General features: G+C 33.4%; 8 protein-coding genes. All 8 read right to left on the reverse strand.

From position 1 onward, the window contains the following. Window positions 1–274: 274 nt before the first annotated feature. The 8 genes from G9F70_RS21595 to uvrC all read right to left on the reverse strand — a co-directional run bounded on the left by G9F70_RS21595 (window position 275) and on the right by uvrC (window position 12,052). On the reverse strand, window positions 275–3,847 hold the full coding sequence (locus tag G9F70_RS21595; protein WP_164944033.1) for a DNA polymerase III subunit alpha: 3,573 nt from the start codon (window positions 3,845–3,847) through the stop codon (window positions 275–277). Window positions 3,848–3,927: 80 nt separating this feature from the next. Continuing rightward, window positions 3,928–4,212 (reverse strand): Dabb family protein, encoded by a 285-nt coding sequence (locus G9F70_RS21600; RefSeq protein ID WP_164944032.1) that lies wholly within the window; start codon window positions 4,210–4,212, stop codon window positions 3,928–3,930. A 43-nt stretch (window positions 4,213–4,255) separates the two neighbouring features. After that, entirely contained in the window at window positions 4,256–5,560 is a 1,305-nt protein-coding gene (locus G9F70_RS21605; protein WP_125004169.1) for a DRTGG domain-containing protein, read from the reverse strand. Window positions 5,561–5,568: 8 nt separating this feature from the next. Beyond that, a complete protein-coding gene (gene whiA, locus G9F70_RS21610) occupies window positions 5,569–6,519 on the reverse strand; it encodes a DNA-binding protein WhiA (protein WP_164944031.1) in 951 nt (316 codons plus the stop codon). Between the two features lie 57 nt (window positions 6,520–6,576). Next, window positions 6,577–7,908 (reverse strand): uridine diphosphate-N-acetylglucosamine-binding protein YvcK, encoded by a 1,332-nt coding sequence (locus G9F70_RS21615; protein ID WP_164944030.1) that lies wholly within the window; start codon window positions 7,906–7,908, stop codon window positions 6,577–6,579. Next, window positions 7,905–8,789, reverse strand: a complete 885-nt coding sequence (gene rapZ, locus G9F70_RS21620) for an RNase adapter RapZ (protein ID WP_164944029.1) — start codon at window positions 8,787–8,789, stop codon at window positions 7,905–7,907. Before rapZ ends, G9F70_RS21615 begins: the two co-directional genes overlap by 4 nt. Window positions 8,790–9,106: 317 nt before the next feature. Then, the gene (gene murB, locus G9F70_RS21625) at window positions 9,107–10,042 is read right to left on the reverse strand and encodes a UDP-N-acetylmuramate dehydrogenase (RefSeq protein ID WP_164944028.1); all 936 of its coding nucleotides are present in this window, start codon (window positions 10,040–10,042) and stop codon (window positions 9,107–9,109) included. Between the two features lie 147 nt (window positions 10,043–10,189). Continuing rightward, entirely contained in the window at window positions 10,190–12,052 is a 1,863-nt protein-coding gene (gene uvrC, locus G9F70_RS21630; RefSeq protein ID WP_164944027.1) for an excinuclease ABC subunit UvrC, read from the reverse strand. Between the last annotated feature and the right edge of the window lie 20 nt (window positions 12,053–12,072).

Here is a 12,072-nt window from a genome sequence, read left to right on the forward strand (position 1 = left end):
GCACTATCGGGACAATCTCTGTACCATCGGGTCAAAGTTAGTCCCACTATGGTTATAATATATCCATGTTTATTGACAGTAATATTAATACTAATTAAAATTTTTCTTATACTCTAATTTTATACAAAATTCGCGAAATATTCAACGTTTTATATTCATAAATAATAAATTTTTAATATATAGCATACTATGGTGGCATTGTAAACCTTTTAACGGGTAAAAACGGGAGAAAAAAGTTTTCCCCCATGGTTTTTACTTATAATAGGTAAAGGTTTCATTGTATTTTTATGTTATTTTTTCCGAATATGTCTCTTAAGACTTCCATAGTATCGGTTTCCTCACTGAGCCATAATGCTTTATCCGCAGCATACATTTTTCTTGGCTCCTTTGTACAAATATATACCGGAGTGTATCCCCTATAAATGGTCAAGTTTTGCTTTAATTTTTTTAGTGTATCTTTCATCATCGTTTCATTTTCTATCAAAATATAAATTTTTTCACTGTTAATCTTTAAAAGGGGTTTAATATCTTCACACAAAATCTTGGGTTGTTCTTCTTCCCTAATACTTACTCTTCCTTTTATTATTACTATTTCATCCTCTTCTATTAAGGACTTATATTTTTCAAAGGTCTTAGGAAAAACTATTACTTCTACACTTGCATATAGGTCTTCTAGATTAATAAAAGCCATCATTGCATTATTTTTTGTAACTTTTTTCGAAACAGTCGATATTATGCCTCCGATAATAACTTTATCCCCATCTTGAAGCTTAAAGCTTTCATTCAATAGTTCATTACCTTCTTCAAGGCTTTCATCTACCACAATATCCGATATTCTTGTATCCGTCTGTATTTTGAGAGTCTCTTCATATTCATCTAGTGGGTGACCAGATAAATATATTCCTGTCATTTCTTTTTCCATAGCTAAAAGATGTTTCTTTTTAAATTCTTTAATATTAGGATACTCTATTTCGAAATTATTATAATCATTTTCAAAATCTAAAAATAAATTTATTTGTCCAGAAATATTTCTCTTCCTATCATTATTTACTCCATCTAATACTTTTTCATAGATTGCTAGTAGTTGAGACCTATGAATTTTGAAATCATCAAAGGCTCCTGCTTTAATAAGACTTTCTACTGCTCTTTTGCTTACACAGGAAGTATCTATTTTATTGCAAAAATCCATTAAACCGGTGAAATCACCTTTTTCTTCTCGATTTTTCACAATACTGTCTATTACATTTACCCCTACATTTTTTAAAGCTGTAAGCCCAAATCTTATAGTCTCTCCTTTTACGGTAAACCCAGCGTAACTTTCATTTATACTAGGAGGTAGCACCCCAATCCCAATTTGCACTGCATATCTGGTATAAAAAGCTATTTTCTCACTAGCACCCTTTACGCTGTTTAGCATAGCAGCTATAAATTCTGTGGGATAATAACACATTAAATATGCTGTTTGGTAACCAACCACTGCATAAGCTGCTGCATGTGATTTATTAAAAGCATAAGACGCAAAATCCATCATTTGGTCAAATATGCGGTTTGCAGCCTTTTCCGAAATTCCATTTCGGAGGCAACCTTCTACTTCTATGGTTCCATCCGCGCGGACTATTCCATGGATAAAGTTATATCGTTCCTCTTCCATAACCTTGTGCTTCTTTTTAGACATAGCACGACGTACAAGGTCTGATCTACCCATGGAATAACCAGCTAGTTTTCTAACAATTTCCATTACTTGTTCTTGATATACCATTACACCATAGGTAACGCCAAGAATTTCTTCCAGTTGCGGAGTTTCATATTCTACCTTATCCATACTATTTTTATTTCTTATATAGCGTGGAATCTCAGCCATAGGACCTGGTCTATATAAACTTATACCAGCGATAATATCTTCTAAATTGTCTGGCTTTAGTTCTTTCATAAAGCTAGTCATTCCTGCAGATTCTAATTGAAATATTCCTACAGTTTTACCTTCTCCAATCATCTTATAGACCTTGTGATCTTCAATATCTAAATCATCTATATCTATACTCACATTCCTGTTTTCCTTTATGAAATCCACACAATCTCTCATAACTGTAAGTGTTCGAAGACCTAAAAAATCCATTTTCAAAAGTCCAAGTTCCTCTAAGGTTCCCATAGGAAATTGTGTTACTATCATTTCCTCATTTTTCTGAAGAGGAACATAATTTACTAATGGCTTCGAGGCAATAACTACTCCTGCTGCGTGAGTAGAACTATGCCTTGGTAGTCCCTCTAAGGCCTTTGCAATATCTATAAGTGCTTCAACCCGTATATCATCTTCATATAAGGAGTTAAGCTCCGCATTCATCTCAAGAGCTTTATTTATAGTTATACCAATTACAGTTGGAATCATCTTAGCAATTCTATCTACCTCTGCATAAGAATAATTCATAGCCCTTCCTACATCTCTTATACAAGCTCTTGGAGCCATAGTTCCAAAAGTTATAATTTGTGATACATTATCAGACCCATATTTCTCAACTACATAATCAATTACAGCTTGACGTCCTTCATAGCAGAAATCCGAATCTATATCCGGCATTGAAACTCGCTCTGGATTTAAAAATCTCTCAAAAATAAGACTATATTTTATAGGGTCTATCTTAGTTATTCCTAATGCATAAGCCACTATAGAACCTGCCGCAGAGCCACGACCAGGCCCCGTGGGAATATCATGTTCTACTGCAAACTTTATAAAATCCCATACTATAAGAAAATAATCTATGTATCCCATTTGCTTTATTATATTAAGTTCATATTCCAGTCTGACCACATACTCTTTAGCCTGATCACTTCCAACCGCTATTTGATTTACATATTCTATAGAAAAACCCTTTTCCTGTACCTCACTAAAGACCTTATAAAGCGATGACATACCCTTGTAGCAATTTTCTCTTAGGAATTCATAAGAATCCACCTTTTCTGGTAATGGGAACTTAGGTAATTTAGATACATGAAATTCATAATCAAAATTACACTGCTCTGCAATTTTCACTGTATTACTTAAAGCCTCTGGAACATAAGCAAAGGTCTTTTTCATTTCATCAGGAGATTTTAAATAAAACTCATCTGATGGATATCTCATTCTATTTTCTTCATCCACAGTTTTCGCTGTTTGAATGCATAAGAGCACATCATGAGCCTTTGCATCCTCTTTATTAATATAGTGAGTATCATTGCTACAAATTAAAGGAATTCCTGTATCCTTTGAAAGTTTAATTAAAAGTTCATTGACCTTAAGTTGGTCCTGCATACCATGATATTGCAATTCCAAATAAAAGCCATCTTTGAAAATTTCTTTATATTGCAGCGCTATTTCCTTTGCTTTTTCATAATTATCGCGAAGAAGATGACTTTGAACCTCACCACCAAGGCAGGCACTACTAGCTATTATTCCTTCACTATACTTTGATAAGAATTCATGGTCGACCCTTGGTTTGTAATAAAAGCCTTTAATTGAAGCTGCGGATACTATCTGCATTAAATTTTCATACCCCAATGCATTCTTAACTAAAAGCACTAAATGGTGAGTTTGATTCTCTCTATCTGCTTCTTTTATGTACATAGACTTAGCAGCTACATATATTTCACACCCAATAATAGGTTTAATGCCTTGCTCCTTTGCCTGCTTATAAAATTCCACACAACCATACATTACTCCATGGTCTGTTATAGCAATACTCTTCATACCTAACTCCTTGGTTTTAGAAAGGAGTTCTTTAATCTTCCCGGAACCATCCAGCAAACTATACTCTGTATGTACATGGAGATGAACGAAATTTTCTACGTCTTCTTTCTCTGATTTTTGGTGCATATTTTTTCACTTCCCCTCAAACCATATAATTAATCATATAAAGTTATTTTTATCCACAGAGGCCTTAATTAATCCCCAATTTAACTCTCATAGTCCACAACTTTAGAAGACTCGAGCATTGGTTTTAAATATTTAAGCACCTCATTTACATGATACTCATGTACCGCATAAGATTTCATATCCTCAAGTGAATCAAACCTAGTAATCAAAACTAAATCATAAGAACGCTCAGTATGTAGAACATCCACTCCCACTTCTAGCCCCTTAAGTTGTGGTATCTTTCCCTCCATACTGAGTAAAATATTTCTAGCACCCTGTGCTTGCTCTTTACTTTTTAACTTGAAAAATACTATGTGTGTAAACATTAAAGTACCTCCTCATAAAATCATATTAATATCAACCCATATATTATTTACTAAATGTTTTTGCGGAAATCATAGCCTTTGCCACGGGCTGCTTAAGTCTATTATACATACTAATTTCTACTTTAGAAAAACTTCTACCCTTATCCAGGACTTCTGCATATATATCTATATCACTACCCATTTGTACAGGCTTCATAAAATATGCCATAATACTATCTACTGAAATATTGATATTGTTATTTTTTCTGAGTGCCATTATTCCCATAGTTGATAAAAGCATATTAAGTGAACTCCAAGATGCAGTTCCAACAGGGTCTAGCATTTGAGGAATAATCTGGCCATTAAAGTGTAGCCTCTCCCCCTCAATATCACATTTAAAATTCTTTAAAATAAGATCTTCTATAGTTTCCGATACTTGAGGCTGCCTTAATGAAAACTCCATCGCTTTTATAACATCCTCAATACTTAGAACTCCTACTAACTTTTTCTTATTAACCACAGGACAGAGCTTTATTCCATCCCATCCCATAATGTGAGCGGCATAAGCTACTGTTGTTTTAGGTGTTACACTTATAGTATCCTTACTCATAACCTTATATATTTGTTCATTTTCATCATCATGTCCTTGTAAATCTCTTAGTGTAACTATGCCAATAAGCTTCATATTCTCATCTACCACAGGATATCTTTCATGATTAGTTTCCATCATTAGTTTTCTCCAGGTGGCAACAGTATCAGTGCCACTAAGGTACTTGGGATGTATTTCCATTACATCTTCAACTGAAATAATTTCTTTTTTAATCATGCTTTCATAAATAGCCTTATTTATCATACTTGCTACTGTAAAGGTATCATAAGATGAAGACAATACAGGAATACCCTTTTCGTTTGCCAAGGCCTTTATTTTTTCACTACAATTAAAGCCTCCAGTAATTAATACCGCGGCTTCATTCTCAAGTGCAAGTTCTTGCGCCTCTTCCCTATTTCCAACGATGAGTAGATACCCCGGGCTTATATATTTATGTATAGTTTCAACAGCCATTGCCCCTATTATGAATTTATTTAAACTTCTGTTTATGCCCTTTTTTCCACCTAAAATCGTTGCATCAAGGATGTTTATAACTTCAGCATAAGTCAAACTTTCAATATTTTTTTTATCTACTTTGTCTACTCTTACAGTTCCAACCCTAGGTACAGTCTTAACAATCCCCATATTTTCAGCTTCTTTTATAGCTCTATATGCTGTACCATCGCTAAGGCCGAGTTCACTACTTATGCCCCTTACTGAAATTTTAGTTCCAATATCTAGGGAAATGATAAAATTAACAATCTCTTCATGCTTTGACATTAGATGTTTTACCTTCCTTCTTTCCTTAATTCCTCAGCAATCTTTTCTATTCTTCTTAATCTATGATTAATTCCAGATTTTCCCACTGGTGGTTCAAGTATTGCACCAAGCTCCTTTAGTGATTCATCTGGGTACTCAAGGCGAAGTTCCGCAATTTCCCTTAAATTTTTAGGAAGCCTTTGAAACCCTAATTCTTTTTGTATTAATTTAATACTCTCCACTTGTCTTACTGATGCATTCACCGTTTTGCTAAGATTGGCGGTTTCGCAGTTCACAAGCCTATTTACATTGTTTCTCACTTCCTTCATTATCCTTACATTCTCCAGGAATAATAATGAGTTATGGGCACCAATGATATTAAGTAGATCAACAATCTGCTCACCTTCTTTAATATAAATTACAAAACTACTTTTTCTTTGTATTATCTTTGAAGATAGTCCATAACTATTAATAAGTGTGCACAGTTCCTGCGCATAATCACTGTCATGCGTAACGAATTCTACATGGTAGTTTTTTTCTGGATTACTGATACTTCCACCACCTAAAAATGCACCTCTTATATATTTACGTTTGCATTCTTCAGCATCAATTAACCTTTCTGGTATAGTATAATCTATGGAAAAAAAGCTCTCGTCTTCTAGTACTGCCACTTGCTTTAATAAGCCTTTAACACCCATGTCTTCTGTAATTATAACTACATAAACATTCTTTTTTTTAAGAGAATTACTTCTTTTGACTAGTAACCTAGCATGAATGGCAAAGTGCTCCTTTAATAATTTAAAGATAAGTCTTGCAATTGCAGGATTTTCGGTAGTTATTTGAAAATTCACTTGTTTATTTGAACCAAGTCCAATAGTTCCACTAACCTTCATTATAGCCGCAAGTTCTGCCATGGCTTCTTTCTTACTCATTTCTGTAAATCTACAAATTTCATTTTTAACCTTAGACGAAAATGACATTATTTTACTCCTTATTGCGTTTATTTTCTCAAAAATCATAAAAATAAATATGGATCATTATTTATTTTTATGTTCCTTAAGCCTCTGTGATAAATAAAAATACTCCACTATTCTCTTCTTATCGTAAAACAGTTTTTTTTCCATAATTGTTTCTAATATAATGGCTGCAAGCTTGTCTTCGTCATGCCTTACATATCCCTTTTGAATCTTTACAAAATCGCTCTTAATTACCTCTATACCCAGCTTTTTAACTTCCTTTTCATTTATATTAACCATATTAGAATTATCCTTTTGATACTTTTCTTCTAAATCATTAGTTAATTTTCCTACATTAACTAAAACATAATCTACAACCTTGCATCCAGCATGTTGATGTATAGCTTTTATGTGGTCGCATACGCAAAAATTATCGCTTTCTCCTGGTTGAGTCATTATATTTGACACATAAATTCTTAAGGCTTTTGTTTTATCTAATGCATCTCTTATCTCCCGTACTAATAGATTGGGAATAATGCTAGTATAGAGACTACCCGGTCCTAGGATTACTGCATCTGCCCCATTTATGGCAAACAATGCTTCCTTAATTGCTTTAGCATCTATAGGCTCTATAAAAACCTCCTCAATAGGACTGTTACAATCTAGAGCAGCTTTTGGTATATTGGATTCTCCATCAATTATTTTTCCATTTTGGAGTTTGGCTTTTAATATCATATTATCTAGTGTAACTGGTATAACTCTTCCTGTTACAGCCAGCACCGAACTCATTTTCTGAACAGCTTCTTCGAAATTATTTGAAATTCCATCCATTGCTGCTAAAAACAAATTACCAAAATTTTGATCCTTTAATCTTCCATCTTTAAATCTATACTGCAATAATTCCTCCATTAGTGGCTCCGTATCTGCTAAGGCTAAAATACAATTTCTAATATCCCCAGGAGGGAGAATGCCTAAATCTTCCCTTAAAACACCCGATCCCCCGCCATCATCTGCCACCGTAACTATTGCAGTTATATTATTGGTATATTTTTTTAAGCCTCGAAGCATAGTTGCAAGACCTGTACCGCCTCCGATTACTACAATTTTAGGACCTTTTACAAGTGCTCTCTTTTCATAAATCAAATCTCCAAAGTTTTTCGAGTCAATGGCTACATCTACATTTCCTATGTTTATCAATATAATAAATGATTTAATAATTTGCATTAAAGCAATATACAAAATCAAAACTCCGATACCAATGAAAAAAATAGGAAAAGCTGAATTTATAGACCACAAATATTTTTTATTAATAAACTCATTAACTCCATAAAACAATAAGAAAATCCCTATAATACCTACAAGAACCCATCTTTTTATATTAACACCAGGTTTGAGCAAATCCCTGGTTATCATAGCTTTCCGCCACCCCTATTCACATCTTCATATATATCCCTATGATCTATATTGACACTATATCCGCTTTGCTCTAGTATTTCATAAATTTTGTTGGCTATAGCTACGGATCTATGTCTTCCCCCTGTGCATCCAATAGACACTATAAGTTGTCTTTTTCCCTCTTTTTTATAATTTGGAATAAGAAACTCTAACATATCCTGGAGTTTTTCTATAAATACTATAGTTCCATCAAAATCTAGTACATAATCTCTAACCGGTTTTTCATTACCTGAATACTGCTTAAGCTCTGGAATATAATATGGGTTTGGCAAAAACCTAACATCAAATACTAAATCCGAATCCACAGGTATCCCATATTTAAAGCCAAAAGAAAGCACAGTTATCATAAGTTTAGTCTCCATCTGACCTTCTTCCGCATAAATATTGTTTATTTCTTCCGTAAGCTCTCTTGCAGAAAGTTTAGTAGTATTAATTATATGGTCAGCACGCTCACGTACATCCTTAAGTTTTTTTCTTTCAGTTGCAATTCCATTTAAAACTCTTCCCTCTGGCGCTAGAGGATGTTTTCGTCTTGATTCTTTATATCTTTTAACAAGTACTTCATCTGAGGCCTCTAAAAATAATATTTCATACATATATCCTTGTTCTTTTAGAAAGGTTAAGCTTTCAAACAAATCATCAAAAAATTTTCCGCCTCTAATGTCTATAACTAGTGCAATTTTATCTATATTTCCGTTGGTTTGATAACATGCCTCTGCAAATTTAGGAATTACTGTAGGTGGCAAATTATCTACACAAAAAAATCCTAAGTCTTCAAGGTTTCTTATGGTTTGTGTTTTACCAGCACCAGAAAGCCCCGTTAATATAACAAATCTCATTTAAAACCCCCCCTTTACAAAGATTATTAATAATACAGTTTCATTTTTTTATTATAACACATTTAGGGGTGATTAGGCATCTGAAAAAAATAACAAGTTAGCCATGACAAGGATATTTTTTAAAGAGATGTCCAGGGTATATGCGAATAAAAAAAATGCACAACAGTTTATCCCGTTGTGCATTTTAGTAACTTATCAAAAATCCCTGCTTTATAAAAAACTTAAGCCCAAAATTTGTTTTCTTACTGTGTATCCCATGATTATTTAATTATATTAAAACCACATTTCAGAAGAAAATCCTTCTAAAATGTGGTTATTTAAACTTGTTTAGATGATTCTTTTTCTTCTCCCCAAATTTTTACTTCGGTGTGAAGTTGTACCCCAAATTTTTCTTTCACTTGATTCTGAACAAGCTGGATTAATTCCAAAATATCCTTTGCACTTGCATTCTTCTTATTAATAATAAAACCAGAATGCTTCTCAGATACTTGAGCCCCTCCAACATAAGTACCTTTCAACCCACAATCTTCTATAAGCTTACCGGCAAAATGGCCTTCTGGCCTTTTAAATGTACTTCCGGCTGATGGGTATTCTAAAGGTTGCTTATCACTTCTTCTTTTTGCAAGAGTGTCCATCCTTGCTTTTATAACTTTCATATCTCCAACCTGGAGATTAAGAGTAACTGATACTACTGTGTATCCATATTTAAAAATTGCGCTACTCCTATAAGCAAGTTCCATTTCGCCCTTTGTTAAAGTTAATAATTCTCCATTATTATCAATTGCTAACATACTTTCCATTACCATAGACATTTCGCCATCATAGGCTCCTGCATTCATAGCTGCTGCGCCACCAATGCTGCCTGGAATTCCACTGGCAAACTCCATGCCCTTAAGCCCACTGCCCAAAGCTACCTCAGCCACGTTGTATAATGTAGCTCCACTTTGTGCCCTTATTTTATTTCCTTCTACCTCAATTTTATCAATCTTAGATAATTTTATAACTACCCCGCGAATTCCACCATCTTTTACTAATAAATTAGAACCATTGCCTATTAAATAATATTTAACTCCATTTTCTTTGCAAATTTTTATTATAGCTTGAATTTCTTTAATATCTTCTGGAGTTACTAAGATATCCGCTGGCCCACCTACCTTGAAATAAGTATGGTTTTTCATTGGTTCATCTATCATTATGTTTGCTTTGTCTATTACTTCATATAATTGTTTAAATAATTCTACATATTGCTTCATATACTCTCCTTGAACATATTAATATATTTATATACTCTCCTAACATAAATTATAATTCATGTTAGGAAAGTTATAGCTATTTTAGTTTACCCTTTTTCACAAGATATTTCAACAATTTAAATTCATTATTAGTTCCTAGGGCACTATTTACTGTTTTTTAAAGTATTCTAAAACACATTGCGACGCTTTACTATCCATGGAGGGTGTTTCCATTAATTCCTTATTGCTCGCATTTTTTATATTATCAATGCTACCAAATTTCTTGAGTAGCTCTCTTCTTCTCTTTTCCCCTATATTAGGTATATTGTCTAATATAGAATATAGAGTTCTTTTATCTCTTAAGGTTCTGTGGTAAGTAATAGCAAATCTATGCACCTCGTCCTGTATTCTAGTAATTAAATGCATGCTTTGAGAATTACTTTTCATAATCATCTCTATATTATTATATATAAGTCCTCTAGTTTTGTGCTTGTCATCCTTAACCATTCCACATACAGGTATATCGATATTAAGATTGTTTAACACCTCTAACGCCACATTGACTTGTCCTTTTCCACCATCCATAAGAATTAAATCAGGAAATATGCAAAACTTACCTTTACTTAATTCTAAATTTCTTTCTTTTATTTCTTCCACTTCATAAAGTCCACGCTTAAATCTCCGCTCTAAGATTTCACGCATACTATCATAATCATTAGCTCCTATTACTGATTTTATTTTAAACCTTCTATAATCGCTACTTTTAGGTTTTCCACCTTCAAAAACTACCATGCTACCTACAGAATCCACCCCCATTATATTCGAAATGTCATAGGATTCAATTCTCTCAGGTATTTCGCCAAGTTCCAATAGCTCTACAAGCTCCTGCAATGCAATTTTATGAATTTCCTTATCCTCTCTATCCTTTAATTTGAATTGTTGGAGGGTTATCTTAGCATTATTTTCTACCATCTCTAAGGTCTTCTTCTTTTCTCCCTTTTGAGGAATCTTAATGGTTACCTTTAAATCTTTTTTCATGCTAAGCCATTGCTCCAGAATCTCTCCCTCATTTATAAAAGGAACATATATAGTTTTAGGAATAAATGCTGTGCCTCCGTAAAATCTCTTTATAAATCCTTCTATAAGTTCACTTCCTAGTTCACCCGCTTCGTCATTTAAAATAAAATGTTCCCGACCTATTATCTTTCCATCCCGAAGGAAAAACACCTGAAGACAGACATCTTTTTCATCCACATATAAATTAATGAAATCTTCATTTTCACAATTACCTATTACAATTTTTTGCTTTTCGTTTATCTTGTCTACCGCCAAAATTTTATCTCGAAAACCCGCTGCTTTTTCATATTCCAAAGATTCCGCCGCACTTCCCATTTCTTCCTTTAGATCATCCACTATATTTCTATCTTTTCCTGTAAGCAGCTCCATTGTACCTTTTATGAATTTGCCATAATCTTCTCTGCTAATATAACCAGCACAAGGAGCTTTGCAAAGCCCAATATGATAGTTCAAGCAAGGCCTTGTATGAGGTAGTCCTTCTTTAATAACTCGCTTGCAGGTTCTAAGGGGGAATATTTTTTTTATAAGTTCAATAACGGTATATACAGCCGCCGAATCTGTATATGGTCCAAAATATTTTCCTCCATCATTTGCAATATTTCTGGTTACAAAAACTCTTGGAAATTCCTCATTTACGGTTATTTTTATAAAAGGATAATGTTTATCGTCCTTAAGCAAAATATTGTACCTTGGACTATATTTCTTAATAAGATTACACTCGAGTATTAGTGCTTCCATTTCTGAATCCGTCACTATATATTCAAATTCAGTTATATTTTTCACCATAGCCTTCACTTTTTCAGAATGATTCTTTGAATTTTGAAAGTATTGCCTTACCCTATTTTTTAATATTTTAGCCTTCCCTACATATATTACTTCACCAAGATGGTTTCTCATAAGATATACTCCTGGTGCCTCTGGAAGAATCTTTAGTTGATATTCAAAATCAAACACATTAACCCCCCTTAACCTTC

It is taken from the genome of Clostridium sp. FP1, assembly GCF_011065975.2.
GTDB classification, from domain to species: domain Bacteria; phylum Bacillota; class Clostridia; order Clostridiales; family Clostridiaceae; genus Clostridium_AD; species Clostridium_AD tagluense.